This is a genomic window from Leucobacter edaphi, assembly GCF_016522535.1.
In the GTDB taxonomy this organism is placed as follows: Bacteria; Actinomycetota; Actinomycetes; order Actinomycetales; family Microbacteriaceae; genus Leucobacter; species Leucobacter edaphi.
The window spans coordinates 53439-68888 of sequence record NZ_JAEHOI010000006.1 but is presented as its reverse complement, the minus strand read 5'-3'; the positions used below and the strand labels follow the sequence as shown (position 1 = coordinate 68888).

General features: G+C 69.6%; 12 protein-coding genes. 6 read left to right on the top strand and 6 right to left on the bottom strand.

Annotation, left to right across the window (positions count from 1 at the left end):
• Positions 1 to 30: 30 nt before the first annotated feature.
• Positions 31 to 957, bottom strand: coding sequence for a phosphate/phosphite/phosphonate ABC transporter substrate-binding protein (locus JD292_RS07325; protein WP_200132092.1), 927 nt, complete (start codon positions 955 to 957; stop codon positions 31 to 33).
• A 181-nt stretch (positions 958 to 1138) separates the two neighbouring features.
• Here JD292_RS07325 and JD292_RS07320 point away from each other — a divergent pair, with 181 nt between their 5' ends.
• Positions 1139 to 1894, top strand: coding sequence for a GntR family transcriptional regulator (locus tag JD292_RS07320; protein ID WP_200132091.1), 756 nt, complete (start codon positions 1139 to 1141; stop codon positions 1892 to 1894).
• A gap of 33 nt (positions 1895 to 1927) precedes the next feature.
• Here the strand turns inward: JD292_RS07320 and dcd are convergent, their stop codons facing one another.
• Both dcd and JD292_RS07310 read right to left on the bottom strand, forming a co-directional pair.
• Positions 1928 to 2533, bottom strand: a complete 606-nt coding sequence (gene dcd, locus JD292_RS07315; RefSeq protein WP_200132090.1) for a dCTP deaminase — start codon at positions 2531 to 2533, stop codon at positions 1928 to 1930.
• A 10-nt stretch (positions 2534 to 2543) separates the two neighbouring features.
• Positions 2544 to 3350 carry a TetR/AcrR family transcriptional regulator gene (locus JD292_RS07310; RefSeq protein ID WP_369411186.1) on the bottom strand — a complete coding sequence of 269 codons (807 nt, stop codon included), beginning with the start codon at positions 3348 to 3350 and terminating at the stop codon, positions 2544 to 2546.
• A 134-nt stretch (positions 3351 to 3484) separates the two neighbouring features.
• Between JD292_RS07310 and JD292_RS07305 the strand changes: the two genes are divergently transcribed.
• The 4 genes from JD292_RS07305 to JD292_RS07290 all read left to right on the top strand — a co-directional run bounded on the left by JD292_RS07305 (position 3485) and on the right by JD292_RS07290 (position 10696).
• Positions 3485 to 6328 carry an MMPL family transporter gene (locus JD292_RS07305; protein WP_200132089.1) on the top strand — a complete coding sequence of 948 codons (2844 nt, stop codon included), beginning with the start codon at positions 3485 to 3487 and terminating at the stop codon, positions 6326 to 6328.
• Entirely contained in the window at positions 6325 to 8481 is a 2157-nt protein-coding gene (locus JD292_RS07300) for a YhgE/Pip domain-containing protein (RefSeq protein WP_200132088.1), read from the top strand. Before JD292_RS07305 ends, JD292_RS07300 begins: the two co-directional genes overlap by 4 nt.
• A 116-nt stretch (positions 8482 to 8597) precedes the next feature.
• On the top strand, positions 8598 to 9566 hold the full coding sequence (locus tag JD292_RS07295) for a quinone oxidoreductase family protein (protein WP_200132087.1): 969 nt from the start codon (positions 8598 to 8600) through the stop codon (positions 9564 to 9566).
• On the top strand, positions 9563 to 10696 hold the full coding sequence (locus JD292_RS07290) for a hypothetical protein (RefSeq protein WP_200132086.1): 1134 nt from the start codon (positions 9563 to 9565) through the stop codon (positions 10694 to 10696). Before JD292_RS07295 ends, JD292_RS07290 begins: the two co-directional genes overlap by 4 nt.
• Before the next feature lie 12 nt (positions 10697 to 10708).
• Here JD292_RS07290 and lplAB read toward each other — a convergent pair whose 3' ends face one another.
• Positions 10709 to 11758 carry a lipoate-protein ligase LplAB gene (gene lplAB / locus JD292_RS07285; protein ID WP_200132248.1) on the bottom strand — a complete coding sequence of 350 codons (1050 nt, stop codon included), beginning with the start codon at positions 11756 to 11758 and terminating at the stop codon, positions 10709 to 10711.
• A 248-nt stretch (positions 11759 to 12006) separates the two neighbouring features.
• Between lplAB and JD292_RS07280 the strand changes: the two genes are divergently transcribed.
• The gene (locus JD292_RS07280; protein WP_200132085.1) at positions 12007 to 12297 is read left to right on the top strand and encodes a hypothetical protein; all 291 of its coding nucleotides are present in this window, start codon (positions 12007 to 12009) and stop codon (positions 12295 to 12297) included.
• 369 nt (positions 12298 to 12666) lie between these two features.
• On the opposite strand, the gene JD292_RS07275 is transcribed toward JD292_RS07280, so the two are convergent.
• A complete protein-coding gene (locus tag JD292_RS07275) occupies positions 12667 to 13554 on the bottom strand; it encodes an alpha/beta fold hydrolase (RefSeq protein ID WP_200132084.1) in 888 nt (295 codons plus the stop codon).
• Positions 13555 to 13653: 99 nt separating this feature from the next.
• On the bottom strand, positions 13654 to 15300 hold the full coding sequence (locus JD292_RS07270; protein WP_200132247.1) for an amidohydrolase: 1647 nt from the start codon (positions 15298 to 15300) through the stop codon (positions 13654 to 13656).
• Between the last annotated feature and the right edge of the window lie 150 nt (positions 15301 to 15450).

Sequence of the window (15450 nt, the reverse complement as noted above, 5' to 3'; positions counted from 1 at the left end):
TCGGGTTCGGGGGAGTGGGTCAGGCCGGTACTAGGCCTGGCACTGCTCCGCTTTGGTCTTCTTGCAGATGTCGCGGATCTGGTCGTAGTACTTGTCGTCGACCGGCTCCGTCGCGTAGAAGGTCTTGCGGAAGGAGTCGGAGTCGGCGCTCTTCACGCCGGACTTGACGATGTCGTCGATCGTCACCTTGCTGAGCGAGTCGGTGAGCTTCTTCTTGACGTCGTCGGGCAGTGCATTCGCGAGGACGATCGGGGCGCCGGGCACCATCGTCTCGCCGATGACCTTGACCTTGTCGGACTTCGCGACCTCGCTGTCCTCGGCGAAGCCCGCCTCGCACTCCTTGCCCTCGCCGGTCTTCGTGACGCTGACGTCGTGCTTGCCCGCGAAGACGGGGGTGATGTCCTTCTTCGGGTCGATGCCGGCCTCGAGGAGGTTGTAGCTCGGGAAGAGGTAGCCGGAGGTCGACGACGGATCGACGAAGCAGACCTTGTGGCCCTTGAAGTCAGCGACGGACTTGAGCGAGCTGTCCTTCGGCACGATCGCCTGCGAGAAGTAGCCGGGCTTCTGGCCCTTCTCGGTGATGATCGAGGAGATCGGGGTGAGCTCCGCGCCGTTGTTGGTCGCGGTGACGTAGGTGAAGCCCGAGAACGAAGCCACGTCGATCTTGCCCGCGATCGCCGCTTCGATGAGCGCGGCGTAGTCGGTCGACTCGTGGTACTCGACCTTCTTGCCGGTCTCCTGGGCGATGTAGTCCATGAGGGGCTGGTAGTTCGTCTCGGTGTCGACGGAGTCGGGGACGACGCCGAAGACGAGGGTGTCCGCGTTGTTCGCGAACTTGCCGGAGACGCTTGCAGCCGACTCGGAGCCGCCAGTGGAGCTGGAGCAGAAGGCGAGGCCGAGGCCCAGGAGGGCGACGCCCACGAGTGCCACGGAGGCCTTGATCGCACGAAGGTTCATGATTGCCTTTCGGAGGGGGGTGGGAAACGAACCGCCACTACCCTCGCACCCCGAGTGGTAACGAATGTACCTATGTGGCAAACGTTCAGGGCATGTTTACCTGTTCAGGGGGGAATCTGAACAGGAAATGACCGTTTCGCCTGAAGTTGAGCCGGTGAATTCGCCGATGTAACATGCCTACGTGAGCAAAGTTGTCTACTTGCAGATCGCGGACGATCTCCGCGCCAGGATCCTCGACGGCCGTCTCGCGCCTGGAGACAACGTCCCGACCGAGGCGGACCTCGCCACGGAGTGGCAGACGTCGCGCGGCCCGGTCCGGAATGCCCTGGGCGCTCTCCGCGCCGAGGGTCTCATCGACACCGGACGGGGCAGGCCAGCGCGCGTCGTGCGCCGCAAGCCGAGCCAGGCCGTCGACGCGGAAATCCCGTTCACGCGCTGGGCCGAAGCCATCGGTGCGGTTCCAGGCGCCGTGACCCAGCAGGTCTCGCTGCGCCGCGCGGACGCCGGCGTCGCCGCCGCATTTGAGATCGACGAGGGCGACCAGGTCGTCGAGGTGCTCCGGCTCCGCTTCCTCGACGGCAGGCGCACCATGTTCGAGCGACTCGCCTACCGGAAGGACGTCGGCCGCGTCCTCTTCGAGCACGACCTCGACTCGCTCTCCATCACCGAACTCCTCGCCGAGAACGGCTTCCCCCGCGTCGACGTGCTGCACGAGATCGACGCGATCGCCGCCGATGAACTCGACAGCGAGATGCTCGGCATCCCGCTCGGCGCCCCGATCCTGCGCCTCCACAGGGTCGCCCGCGACGCGGACGGCCGGGTCACCGAGGTCTCGGACGACCACTACCGGAGCGAGATCGTGCGCTTCACCGCCTCCGCGGCGGGCGTGCCAGCGACGGATCGCGGCACGTACGTGCGTGACGTGCAGCACCTCTGAGCCGAGGGGCCCGGGCGCAGCAGCCTCCGCCGGCTACGCCCCGTTCGCCCCCGCGTCCGTCGCCGTCACGTCGGCGCGGTGGAAGTTGAGGTGCGAGCGCGAGGCCGTCGGCCCGCGCTGCCCGAGGTAGCGGGAGAATGTCGCGCCGGCGCCGTAGGGGCGCTCGGCGGGTGACGACAGCTTGAAGAAGCACAGCTGCCCGATCTTCATGCCGGGCCACAGGCGGATCGGGAGGGTGGCGACGTTCGACAGCTCGAGCGTGACGTGGCCGGTGAAACCGGGGTCGATGAATCCCGCGGTCGAGTGGGTGAGGAGGCCGAGGCGGCCGAGCGAGCTCTTGCCCTCGAGGCGCGCGGCGATGTCGTCGGGGAGGGAGACCTGCTCGAAGGTGGAGCCGAGCACGAACTCGCCGGGGTGGAGGATGAAGCCCTCCTCGGGGTCGACCTCGATGAGCCGGGTGAGTTCCGGCTGCTCCTGCGCGGGATCGATGACGGCGTACTTGTGGTTGTCGAAGAGCCGGAAGTAGCGGTCCAGGCGCACATCGACGCTCGAGGGCTGCACCATCGAGGCGTCGCTCGGGGTCAGCCCGATGCGTCCGGATTCGAGTTCGGCGTTGATATCGCGGTCGGAGAGCAGCACGCCCCCCATCCTAGTTCGGCGCGCTCCCCTCGGGCGATCCGGGAAGGGGGAAGGGGCACTCGGCCCCGGCCGCGTTCGGCGCCGTCAGCGCGAACACGAGTTCTGCGACGCGATCCCCGAGCTCGTTCAGGCCCTCCGGGGCGTCGGCGCCGCGCAGCGCGGTCATGCGGAATGCGCGATCGTAGATCCCTGAGAGCACCGGCATGGCCCGCTCGACGGGGATCACGAAGTGCCTGCCGGCGGCCAGGGCGATCTCCTCGACGAGCGAGCCGAGCTCGCCGCTGAAGCGCCCGACGAAGTCGATGAACTCGGGTGCGCTCTCGGGCTCGCGCATGGCGAGCAGCGTGAACTCGGCCTCGAGTGCGTACCAGAGCGCCTCGTCGCCGGTGGGCGCGAAGAACTCCGAGACGAAGCGTGAGGCGTCCGCTGGCGAGATCGTGCGGCCCTCGCTTCTGATGATCTCCGCCATCGTTGCCGCGCGCTCGCGGATGGAGGCGGCGCGGGTGGCGTATTCGCGGTCGAGGAGGGCGAGGAAGAGTTCTTCCTTGCTGGAGAAGTTCGAGTAAAAGGCGCCGCGGGTGAAGCCGGCGCGCTGCGTGATGCTCTCGACGCTCGCCCCGAGGAACCCCTCCTCGGCGAAGACGAGCGTTGCGGCGTCGAGGAGGCGGGCGCGCGTCTGCTGGCGGCGCGGCGTGAGCACGGGGCCGGTTGCGGGTGCCGCTCCGTGGTGGGGGCTCGGGGGCGGGGCCGCGCCGGTGGCTGCGGGGGAGAGGGTGCCGGGGTCGTGCGCCGCACCCTGAATCGGGCTGTCGCTCACGGCGCCTCCTCTCAGGGCTCCGGCTGCATTTCAGCGATCTCGGAGCGGGTGATGGATACATTACCGTATCGAGTTCGATACACTTCTGTATCGAACGCCTGTTCCTTCGATTCCACCACCCCCGGAAGGCTCGAATGTCGACGCTGCTCTACGCCCTCGGACGCTGGGCCACCCGAGCGAAATACCTGGTCTTGGCCTTGTGGATCGCGATCCTTGCGCTGCTTGGCGCGGGCGCGGCCGTGTTCGGCCAGGGGGCAAACGCCCCAATTTCGATTCCGGGCACCGAATCGCAGGATGCCATCACCTCCCTCAGCCACACTTTCCCCGAGGTGAGCGGCACGCACGCGACCATCATCGTGGTCGCCGCGAAGGGCCACTCGGTCGAGGACCAGCCGTACCGGAGCATCATCGAGGACGCAGAGCACCGCCTCGCCGACGCGAAGGATGTCACCGCGGTGCAGACCCCGTTCAGCGAGCAGGCCAGCGGCGGGCTCTCGAAGGACGGCGCCGCCGCGCTCATCACGCTGACGGTCGACGCCGAGGTGGGCCAGGTGGACCCGAAGACCGAGGAGGCGATCATCCAGGGCACCGCGGACATCCGCGACCGGCTCCCCACCGGCGCCGAGGTCTCCTACGGCGGCGATCTCTTCTCCGCGGCGATCCCCGGCATCAGCCCCACCGAGGCCATCGGAGTCGTCATCGCCTTCGTGGTCCTCATCCTCACGCTCGGCTCACTCATCGCGGCGGGAATGCCCCTGATCATCGCGATCCTCGGGGTCGGCGTCTCGATCGCGGGACTGTTCTTCGTCACGGCGTTCGCGGAACTCACCTCGACGACGCCGATGCTCGCGCTCATGCTGGGGCTCGCCGTCGGCATCGACTACACCCTGTTCATCGTGAGTCGGCACCAGGAGCAGCTGCGCGCCGGGGTTCCCGTGGAGGAATCGATCGCGCGCGCGACGGCGACGTCGGGCTCGGCGGTCGTGTTCGCGGGTCTCACGGTCATCATCGCGCTCGTCGGCCTGTCGGTCGCCGGGATCCCGTTCCTCACGGCGCTCGGCGTCGCAGCGGCGGCAGCGGTCGCCGTCGCCGTGCTCATCGCGGTCACCCTGACGCCCGCGATCATGGCGATGGCCGGCCTCAGGATCCTGCCGAAACGCCAGCGAAAGAGCCTGATCGCAGCTGCGAACGGCGATGAGAAGGCGCGCCCGCACGGGCCGTCCCGCGCCGACCGCTTCTTCGCTGGGTGGGTGCGAACGGCGACGCGACGCCCGATCATCACGATCCTCGTCGTGCTCGTGGGCCTCGGCATCGCGACGGTTCCGGCGGCTCAGATCCGGCTCGCGCTCCCGAACGCGACCTCGCTCCCCGCCGACGATCCGGCGAAGATCACCTACGACCTCACGGGGGAGCACTTCGGTGAGGGCGCCAACGGCCCGCTGCTGCTGACCGGCTCGATCATCGGCAGCACCGACCCGCTCGGGCTCATGGAGGACCTCGCCGACGAGGTCCGCAAGGTGCCCGGCGTCGCGTCGGTGCCGCTCGCGACCCCGAACCAGGGCGCGGACACCGGCATCATCCAGGTCGAGCCGGAGGAGGGACCGCACGCGCAGAGCACCGCCGAGCTCGTGCAGGCGCTCCGCGATAAGCACGACGAGTGGGAGAAGAAGTACGACGTGAGTCTCGCGGTGACGGGCTTCACGGCGGTCGGGATCGACGTCTCGCAGATGCTGCTGCAGGCCCTCGTGCCGTTCGGGATCCTAGTGGTCGGGCTGTCGCTCGTGCTGCTCGCGATGGTGTTCCGCTCGGTCTGGGTGCCGATCAAGGCGACGCTCGGCTACCTGCTCTCCGTCGGCGCGGCGTTCGGTGCCGTGATCGCGGTCTTCCAGCTCGGCTGGGGCGCCGCGCTGTTCAACGTGCACGAGCCCGGCCCCGTGCTCAGCTTCATGCCGATCATCCTGATGGGCGTGCTGTTCGGGCTCGCGATGGACTACGAGGTGTTCCTCGTGTCCCGCATTCGCGAGGAGTACGTGCACGGCGCGGACGCCCAGCAGGCGATCCAGCGCGGTTTCGTGGGCAGCGCGAAGGTCGTCACGGCCGCAGCGCTCATCATGTTCGCGGTGTTCGCGGCGTTCGTTCCGGAGGGCGATCCGAGCATCAAGGTGATCGCGTTCGGCCTGGCCGTCGGCGTGTTCGTCGACGCCTTCATCGTCCGCATGACCCTCGTGCCCGCGGTGCTGTCGCTGCTCGGGAATCGCGCCTGGTGGATGCCGCGCTGGCTCGCGAAGATCCTGCCGTCCTTCGACGTCGAGGGCGAGGGCCTGGCGCGCGAGCTCGCCCACGCGAACTGGCCCGAGGACATGCCGGACGCCGCGATCGCGGCAGATCGCCTGCTCCTGCCAGGGAACCTGCGCGTCGACGCGCTGCGCGTCCCCGGCGGTGCGGTGCTGCTGCTCGATCCGCGCGACCCCGTCTCGCTGCCGCTCGCCGAGGCGGTCACCGGTCGCGGCGCGATCGTCGCCGGGACGATGACCGTTGACGGCCTGCTCCTGCCCGAGCGCGCGGGATCGCTGCGCGGCAGAGCGGCCTGGACCGATGTCGAATCGCTGCGCGAGACGCTGCAGGATCAGCCGGCACTCGTGCTGCTCGATCTGCGCGACGCCGCGCACGCGCCCGTCACGGGTGAGCGGCTCGACGCGCTGCGATCGGGGATCGCCGCCGCGAATGTCGAGGCGCAGCACCGGGGCGCGGCGCCGCTCACCTTCGTGGTCCTCGGCGAGCGCGGGGCTGTCGAACCGTTCCTCCCCGCGGGTACCGAGCTCGTGCAGCCCGCTCGGGAGGCGCAGGGCGGCCGGGAAGCGGCCGCCGCTGAGCCGCACGGCCCGGCTCCCGCCCTCGCCGGGGCGCACGCGGCCCCTGGCCCGGACGGGCCCACCACGTCCAACAACCCGATCAACCCGGAAGGGGGTGCGCGATGAGTGCTCCGCTCGAACGCCTCAGCGGACGCAAGCCCGTGCGCTGGACCACGATTCTCGGCCTCCTGCTCGTGCCGCTCACGGTGGCTGGCGTGCTGCTGTGGGGTCTGTGGCAGCCGACCGACCGCCTCGAGCAGGTCACAGCGGCCGTCGTCAACGAGGACAAGCCCGTTGAGGTGGACGGCCAGCTCGTGCCGCTCGGCCGCGTCCTCGCGAGCGAGCTCATCGCGGGGGACGCCGAGACGAACTTCACGTGGGTGCTCACCGACGCGGAGGACGCGAAGGCCGGCATGGACGAGGGCCGCTACGCGACCTCCGTGACGATCCCCGAGAACTTCTCCGCGGCCGCGACCTCGGCGAGCAAGGGCCCGGATGAGGTGCAGACCGCGCGCATTGAGATCGCGGAGAGCGATCGCGGCCGGCTCATCGACTCGGCGCTGTCGAGCATCGTGACCCAGACCGCGACGAGCATGCTCAATCAGAAACTCGGATCGCAGTTCGTCGGCAACGTATTCGTCGGCATGAACAAGCTCCACACCGGGATCTCGGACGCCGCCTCCGGCGCCGGGAAGCTCGCGGCGGGCGGTACGCAGCTCGCCGACGGCACCACGAAGCTCGCCGACGGGACCACCCAGCTCGCCGACGGCACCCAGCAGCTCGCGAGCGGCGCCGGCACCCTCGCCGACGGCGCGGGGAGCCTCGCGGGCGGCGCTGGGACCCTCGCCGACGGCGCGCAACAGGCCGCGGACGGGCAGGCGAAGATCGCGGACGGCGTCACGGAGTACGCGAACGGCGCGCGGGATCTCGCGAAGAGCTACCAGGAGATGCTCGGCGGTGTACGATCCGCCGTCGCGGAATTCACGAAGCTGTCGCAGTGGATTGCCAGTCTTGTGCAGGAGCTCAAGGGCCCGACCCAACGGATCGCCAACGGCATCGGGACCACGATGGCCGGGTCCGAGTCGCTCAAGGCGCACGTTCCCTATCTTGACGCTCAGTGCCGCACCTCCGGGGCGACCCCCGAGTTTTGCAACGAGATGACCGACACGCTGACCCGAGATTCTGGGCAGATCAGCGGTGGGATCGGAGAAGTGCAGGCTGGCGCGGCAGAGATGCAGGAGCGGATCGCGGCCGCTGGGAGCCAACCCGGTGGCATCGGCGGGAGCGGTGGCGACCCCACCAAGAAACTCAAACAGCTGCAGGCACTCGCCAATGGCTTCGAGCAGTTCGGCGGCGGCCTCAACACCTTCGCGGCGAAGGGGCAGCAGCTCGCGACGGGCGCGCACCAGTCGGCGGACGGTGCCGCCAAGGTCGCCGGCGGTGTCTCGGAGCTCGCGGGCGGCGCCTCGCAGCTCGCGGGCGGCGCATCCGAACTCTCCTCCGGTACCGCGGCGCTCGCCGCGAAGACGCCCGAGCTCGCGGACGGTGCGAAGGAGCTCGCGAACGGTGCGAAACAGTCGGCGAAGGGGTCGAAGGATCTCGCGAAGGGCCTGGGCGCGGCAGCGAGCGGGATCCCCGACTACTCCGAGGCGCAGCGGAACACGCTGGCCGATCACGCCGTTACCTCAGTGAAGGCGGAGGGCGGGAGCGACGAACTCTTCAACTCCTCCGGGGTACCGCTGTTCGCGGGGATCGCCCTGTGGGCGGGAGCGCTCGCCGCGTTCCTCGTGCTGTCGCCGCTGTGGCGCCGCACCAGGGACGCTGCCCGCGGGGTCGGCGCGATCACGCTGCGCAGCGCGCTGCCCGCGATCGGGCTGGGTGCGCTGCAGGGCGCGATCGCCGGAATCGTGTTGCCGATCGCGCTCGGTTACGACCTCGGGAAGGGGGCCGCGTTCTTCGGCCTTGCCCTGCTCGCCGGGGTGGCGTTCTCCCTGCTGGTGCAGGGACTGTCGGCGCTGCTCGGCGGTTTCGGCCGGTTCCTCGCGTTTGCTCTGCTGGTCGTGGCGTTCGCCGTGGGGATCGTTTCCACCGTGCCTGGTCCCCTGGCCGCGCTCGGAGACGCGAGCCCGATCGGATCCGCGCTCGGCGGATTCCAGGCGATCGCGATGGACGCCTCCGGCGTCGGCGGCGCCGCGGTGCTGCTCGTCCTGTGGGGCGGGCTCGGGCTCGCGCTCACGGCCCTCGCCGTGGCCCGCGCTCGCCGCAGCCGAGAGCGCTGATCGCCGGCCGGGGGCGGGCGACACGGAGTTCCTCCGGAGCTGCCCACCCCCCCCGGCCAGGTGGGCGTCTCATTCGCCCTGGCGGGCCGGAGGCCGCCGCGCGTAGGCTCGATCGTATGAGTATCAGAGCGATCGTCGCGGTGGAGCCGGGTGGGCCGGAAGTCCTGAAACTGGCTGAAGTTCCTGATCCCGTCGCAGGTCCTGGCGAGATCCTCGTCGAGGCCGCCGCGACCGGCGTCAACTTCATCGAGACGTATCAGCGCTCGGGACTGTACCCGGTGTCCTTCCCCTTCACCCCGGGCGCCGAGGGCGCCGGGCGGGTGCTGGCGGTCGGCGACGGGGTCGCGGGGCACGCCGTCGGCGATTTCGTCGCGACGGCGGAGGCGCGCGCCACCTACGCCGAGCGGTTCGTCGTTGCAGCGGAGGGCGCCGTGCGGGTGCCAGACGGCATCGCTCCCGAGATCGCGGCGGCGATCCCGCTCCAGGGCCTCACCGCCCACTACCTCGCGAACTCCGCTGCGCACCCCGAGCCGGGCGAGACGGTGCTCGTGCACGCGGGCGCCGGGGGCGTCGGTCTGCTGCTCACGCAGCTGCTCGCCGCGCGCGGCGTTCGCGTGATCACGACCGTGTCCTCCGAGTCGAAGCGCGAGCTGAGCCTCGCTGCGGGCGCCGCGACCGTGCTCGACTACCCCGGTTTCCCCGAGCGGGTTCGGGAGCTCACCGACGGGGAGGGCGTCGCGGTGGCCTACGACGGCGTCGGCCGGGCGACCTTTGACGGATCGCTCGACTCGCTCCGGGTGCGCGGCGAGCTCGTGCTGTTCGGCGGAGCGAGCGGCCCCGTTCCCCCGTTCGATCTGCAGCGCCTCAACTCCGGCGGCTCGCTCTCCGTGACGCGCCCCACACTCACCCACTTCCTGCGCGACGCCGAGGAGCGCGCGTGGCGCTACGGCGAGCTGTTCGCCGCGATCGAGGCGGGCACGCTCGACGTGCGCGTGGGCGCGACGTTCCCGCTCGCCGAGGCCGCCGCCGCCCAGACCGCGCTCGAGGGCCGCGCGACGACCGGAAAGGTGCTGCTCACCCCATGAGTCGTGAGGATGCGGTGCGCCAGTCGACCATCGGAGGGGCGCAGTTCCCGTGGCTTCCGGGCGAGGTCGGGGAGTGGCTCGTTCCCCGCTTCGCGGAGTGGGACTCCGGCCGCGCGGCCGACGAGGGGGTCTCCGATCCGGGCGCGGCGGCCGCAAGGGCGGCCAGCGCTGACGCCGCGGGCATCCCGGACCCGGATCGTGAGGAACTCGACCACATCGTGCCGTCCGGCTTCGCTGCGCTCATCAGGGTGTTGCACCCGTTCACGCGGACGCGCCCGGTGCATGGCAACTGGGCCGAGTACGAAGCCCTGTTGAGCGACCCAAGCACCGCGAGGATCCCCGAGACGATCGAGGAGAACGCCGGCTGGAAGCAGACGGCGAGCGCGCTCGGCAACTCTGAGGCATTCGGACCGGCCGCGCTCTCCTGGCGTCTGGCCGGCGCCGCGTGGGGCGAGCAGCTCGACGCCGTCGACGCCGAAGGCTGGCGGTACTCCGAGCCGGCCGATGGGTCCCTCTCGGAGGGCGTGCTCGAGCGCGTCGCGGCCGTGCTTGCCGCCCGCACGTCAACGCCCGGTCAGGGTGTCGCCGCGATCTGGGACGGTTACGGCGGGCTCGTGTCCGCGCAGGGCGTCGGGTTCTTCGCCTTCGCCCCGCTGCCGCGGACCCCGACCTGGCTGAGCCGGATCGGCGCGCGGGCGTACAGCCGTCTCGCCGCGTTTGCGATCCGCCGAAAGATATTCGGAACGGAGCCCGCGATCAGGGCCGCCCTGTTCCCGCGCGCGGAGCAGGCCCCCGGATCCGGGTACCTGTCCCGGGAAGCAGCAACGGGCTCGCGCCTCGAACTCCCCGGGCGCGACTACATCTGCTTCGCGGCGGGCATTGCGGACTTCCGCACCCCGCGGTGGAAGGTGCGCGCCCCGTGGCTCGGCCCGGACGGCTATCGCGAGGAGAGCCCCCAGACCCCGAACCTGATCTGGCCGCGGGGCCGCGAGTGGGTGCTCGTGAGCGAGATCGACCTCGACTCGACCCTCATCGCCTGCTCCCGCGACGCGGCCGACGCGCTCCTCGCGGCGCCGGGAATCGAGGCCGTGGAGATCACGCGCGATACGGCCCTCTGGGAGGACTCGTAATCAGCGAGCCCCCTACGGCACCCTCCGCAGCCACTCCTCCGTCATGAACTTCTCCTTGACCAGGCGTTCCGCCGCATCCCATTCGCCCTCGGTGACCTCGCTGCGGGTGCCTCCGTGGCGCTGCACGAACACCTCGATCATGCGCTCGATGATCGCCTCGCGGGTGAGTCCGGTCTGGCTGCGGAGCGGGTCGACGCGCTTCTGCGCGCTCGCGGTGCCCTTGTCGGAGAGCTTCTCGCGGCCGATCCGGAGCACCTGGGTCATGGCCTCGGCGTTCATGTCGTAGGCCATGGTGACGTGGTGGAGCACGGCGCCCGAGCCGAGCCGCTTCTGGGCGGCCCCGCCGATCTTGCCCTGCGGGCTCGTGATGTCGTTGAGGGGCTTGTAGACGGCGTCGATCCCGAGCGATTTGAGGGCTTCGAGCACCCACTCGTCGAGGTAGGCGTAGGAGTCGGCGAAGCTCATGCCGCGCACGAGCTCGCCGGGCACGTAGAGCGCGTAGGTGATGGACGATGCCGGCTCCATGTACATCGCGCCGCCACCGGAGATCCGACGCACGATCTGGGCGTTGTGGGCCGCTGCCTGCTCCTCGTCGACCTCGTTCTTGACCGACTGGAAGCTGCCGATGATCACGGCGGAGGAGTCCCACTCCCAAATCCGGAGGGTGGGACCGCGCAGCCCCTCGCCCACGGCCGCGGTGAGCACCTCGTCGAGTGCGGCGTTCAGCACGGGCGAGACGGGCGGTTCGTGGACGATCTGCCAGTCGTAGTCGCGCCAGTGCGCCGCACCGGTGACGGCGCGTCGGATCGCGACGCCCACGGACTCGGGCGTGAAGCCGAGCAGGTGGACCTCGCTGGGCAGCCGATCGTGGATCGCCTTCGCGAACTCCTCGATCGTGCCGTTCGGGCTCATCCCCTCGACGGCCTCGTTGATGCACTCGAGGGCATCGTCGGGCTCGAGGAAGAAATCGCCGGACAGGCGGAAATCGCGGATCCGGTCGTCGACCAGGGTGAAGTCGACCACGACCAGCTTCCCGCCGGGAACCTTGTACTCGCCGTGCATGCTCATGCTCTCAGGCTACGCCCTGACGCGGTCGTGCGGGAGATGCCAGCGGGAACGTAACGCGGAAACGAGAGGTGGCGACGATGCACAATGCCAGTTCCGTCCGGATCACGCTGCGGGGCGTATCGAACGCGTTGAACGAGCCGCCGAAACTCTTCCCAACGTGCGATGAAAGTACCCGAATGGCAGACACCGTGTTACCTTAAAAAAATGAGTCGGAACAATCATTTATATTCAAGAGGATTAACGTGACGGCTGGAATGGTTGTTTTTTCAGGTGACGGTGGGGTTGTCTTCCATGACGCAGCGGGTGAAGAAATTGGCGGATTCGCTGCGCCCTGGGCGAAGGACGCGAAGAACCGACCGGTGCCCACTCGCTTTGACATTGATGGCCAACGCGTGCACCAGGTCATCGATACCTCCAACTTGACCCCTGCGGACTTTCCCGTGGTGGCCGATCCGCCTGTCTATGTGAACTACACAAGGACGAGCGGCACGCTCACTTCGTACAAGCCGAACGGAAAATATGCCTGCGTATAAGACACGCATCTGGTCGATGCTCAGTATCGTCGTCTTGATCCTTGGCGTAGCAATTTTCGGAGTCTTTCTCGTAGATCTCCCGAATATCGAACAGGCGTGTTCAGGCGAGGTTATCGATTCCGCTTTCTGTGACCCTGCCCGTATGGCACGGCGGGTGTTTGGATCCGTGTTGACTGGCAGCGGAGTTTTGGCGCTGGCGATCGTCGCTGGCGCATGGATACTTGCTACGAAGCACATCGACCGCGGTGAACCCTCGAAACTGGACCCCGAGAACTAACTGCTCACACGGGAGAGCTCTCGGCCGGGGAAACCGATTCCAGTTCGGGGGTGGGACAGGGTGTTCACGACGGGAACGAGGGAAGTTGCACCCTAACTCTCGTCGACGCGGTCGAGCATCCAGGTCAGGACGTCGGCGAACACCTCGTCGCGGTTCGTCTCGTTGAGTGTTTCGTGGCGCGCTCCCGGGTAGAGCTTCAGCGTCACGTCGCGCACCCCGCGCTTGCGGTAGGCGTCGGCGAGGAGTTTCAGGCTGTCGCCCTTGCTCAGCGGGTCCTCGGATCCGGAGACGATGAGGATCGGCATGTCGGGGGCGAGGCCCGCGGTCGGCTTCCCGAAGAGCCGGAGCCCGTCGGCGACGCCGAACAGTTTGATGATGTCGGCCGAGAAGCACAGCGGGTCCGCGATGAAGTCAGCTGCGGTCTGCGGATCGCGGCTCAGCCACTCGAATCCGTTCGCACCGTCGCCGGCCCAGTGGGCGTTGAGGTCGCCGCTCTCCATGTGCCGGAAGGTGCGGAACGCGCTCCCGCTCAGCACAAGGGCATCCCACGCTTGTGGGTGCTCGTTCAGGATCCTCTGCGCCATCAGGGATCCCCACGAGTGGGCGTACATCACGACGGGAAGGCCGGGGTGCCGCTCCCGGATGATCCCGGTGAGCTGCAGCACCTCGGCCTCGGTGGCGACGAGCCCGCCGGGGCCCAGCTTGCCGAGCCTGCGGAGGTCGCCGCCGGTCTGCCTGCGGCCCGTTTCGCCGTGGCCGCGGTGGTCGTCGGCGTAGACGGCGAACCCGGCGCCCGCGAGGTGTGCGGCGAAGGCGTCGTAGCGGCCGGCGTGCTCACCGATGCCGTGCGCGATCTGCACCGCGGCGATCGGCTCGTCGGGAATCCAGGAGTACGCGCTGATTTCGACGCCCTGGGCGTCGGTGTAGCTGAACTCGGATCGCGCGAACGCGGGCCGGTGGGTCTCGTGCTCGGGGGTCATGCGCCCATTCTGGCGCGTCGGGCTGGGTGTCGCCAGCGCGGCGTCGAGCGCCGGGGTGTGCCAGGATCCTCGACGCGATCGGGGATCGCGGATCCGGGATCAGCGCTGCAGGCGGAACGCCTCTGCACCGTCGACCACGGTGAGCGCGGCCGACTTGTCGAGGAGCGTGGCGGGATCGTCGGTGATGGGGTTCGCGTCCCAGACCACGAAGGTCGCGCGGTACCCGCTCGCGATGCGCCCGAACTCGCTGTCCCGACCGGTCGCCCACGCTGGCCCTAGGGTGAACGCCTCAAGCGCCTGCTCGGGGGAGAAGACGCGCTCCGGGTTGTAGGGCGCGCGGGCCCGGTCCAGCGCGGACTTCGCGGTGAGCGCGATGAACAGGTTGTTCGGGGCCTCGTGCGGCCCGGTCGGGGCGTCGGTGCCGAGAGCGAGCGCGACGCCGGATTCGCGGAACTTGTGCCACGGGAAGCCGTTGACGGCGCGCTCGTCGCCGAGCACGGCCTGCCAGTTGTCGAGCACGGCCGGATCGCAGTGCACGGGCTGCATCGAGGCGGTCACGCCGAGTGCGGCCATGCGGGCGATCGTGTCGTCCGCAACGTACTCGAGGTGCTCGACGCGGGCGCGACGGTCGGCGCGCGGGCCGTTCACGCGGATGCACTCCTGCACCATGTCGAGGGCGATCGTGCTCGCCTCGTCGCCGATCGCGTGCAGCGCGAGTTCGAGGCCGGCAGCGTCGGCGGCGACCGCGACGGGGAGCGCGAACTCCCGTTCCCAGATGGGACCGGGCATCGCCCCGTTCTTGTAAGGGGCGCGCATTGTGGCGGTGCAGGCGTCGATGACACCGTCGAGGATGAACTTCACGCCGGCGATGCGCAGCCAGCGGTCGCCGTAGGCGGCGGAAACCTCGTCGCGGATCCGCGCCACCTTCGCCACCTCGGCGAGGTCCGTCTCGAGATCCCCCGATGCGGTGAGCAGCCAGTGCGCGTTCACCGGGAAGGGGAGCCGGCCGTCGCGGTCAAGGAGGCGGCGGTACGCGCCGAGCTCAGCGTCGCCGAACGACATTTCGGTCGCCGCGGTGACCCCGGTCTCGAGGTAGGCATCGAACGCCGCCTGCAGGAAGCCGTCGCGGTCCGCGTCGGTCGCCACCGAGTCCAGGTAGCCCCACCCGTACTTCACGGCGGCGGTCTCGAGCAGGAAGCCGGTGGCGTCGCCGTTCTCGTCGCGCACGATCTCGCCGCCGACGGGATCGGGGGTGTCCCGGGTGATGCCCATCGCCTCGAGGGCGGCGGTGTTCACCCACGCGGAGTGCAGATCGTTCGCGTCGAGAATCACGGGGACGTCGGCCACGGCGGCGTCGAGCATCGCGGCGGTGGGATGCTCGCCCGGGCCAAAGATGTCGAACATCCAGCTCACGCCGAGAACGCGCGGGGCGTCTGGCTCGGCGGCGCGGCGGGCGGCGAGCCGCTCCTGCACCTCGGAGACGCTCTTCGCGTCGCGCAGCTGCACCTTCGACAGCGCCTCGCCGAGCATGAGCATGTGCGAGTGCCCCTCGGTGACGCCCGGCGTCACGAGCGCGCCGCCCAGATCGATCTCCTCGGCCCCCTCGCCGGCCGCGAGCCGCACCGCGTCGAGGTCTCCGGCCGCGACGATCAGGCCGTCCCGCACCGCGAACGCCTCGCGCATCGGAACGCTCGCCTCGCCCGTGAACACGGACGCGTTGCGGAAGAGTGTGGTGGGGGAGGACATGCGGTGGCTCGCTTTCTCGGGGCGGTGGGCGGAGACGAGGATCCTGGGCGCTGCCAGGCCGGACTCCGAACTCGCGTGCGCGGCGTCGCGCACCGGTTCCGATGCTACGCGGTTCGGGCGCGCGGGGCAGCCTGACAGACGCCTGCCTGA